Source organism: Streptomyces sp. DH37 (assembly GCF_029813835.1).
Taxonomy (GTDB): Bacteria; Actinomycetota; Actinomycetes; order Streptomycetales; family Streptomycetaceae; genus Streptomyces.
Map to the genome: position 1 here is coordinate 1 of NZ_JARVKV010000209.1, position 424 is coordinate 424.

General features: G+C 66.0%; 1 protein-coding gene. It reads right to left on the bottom strand.

Going from position 1 to position 424, the window contains the following annotated elements; all coding sequences use genetic code 11:
• Nucleotides 1-424 (bottom strand): lyase family protein (locus QC029_RS31450; protein ID WP_279559114.1); only part of this gene is annotated, 424 nt, incomplete at both ends.

Sequence of the window (424 nt, forward strand, 5' to 3'; positions counted from 1 at the left end):
GCTGCACATAGGCGCCGGTGTCGGACGTCGCCTCGACCAGGTCGCCGGCGAGAATGAAGTCGACGCCGGTCAGCGCGCTCAAATGCCGGACAGCGAGCTTGGGATAACCGTGCGCCGCAGTGACTGAGGTGCCGATCGCGGTGGCGCCGAGATTGATCTCGCGCAGCAGCGCCCGTGCCTCGGAGATGCGATCGACCTCCTCGCCCATGGTGGTGCCCCATCCCCGGAATTCGGCGCCGAGCGACATCGGCACGGCGTCCTGGAGATGCGTACGGCCCATCTTCAGCACGCGATCGAACTCGCGGCCCTTGGCGAAGAACGCCTCCTGGAGCTGCCGCAGCGCCGTCATGTAGCTTTCGAGCCGCAGGATCAGCGCAAGTCGAAAGGCGGTCGGATAGGTGTCGTTGGTCGACTGGCCGTAGTT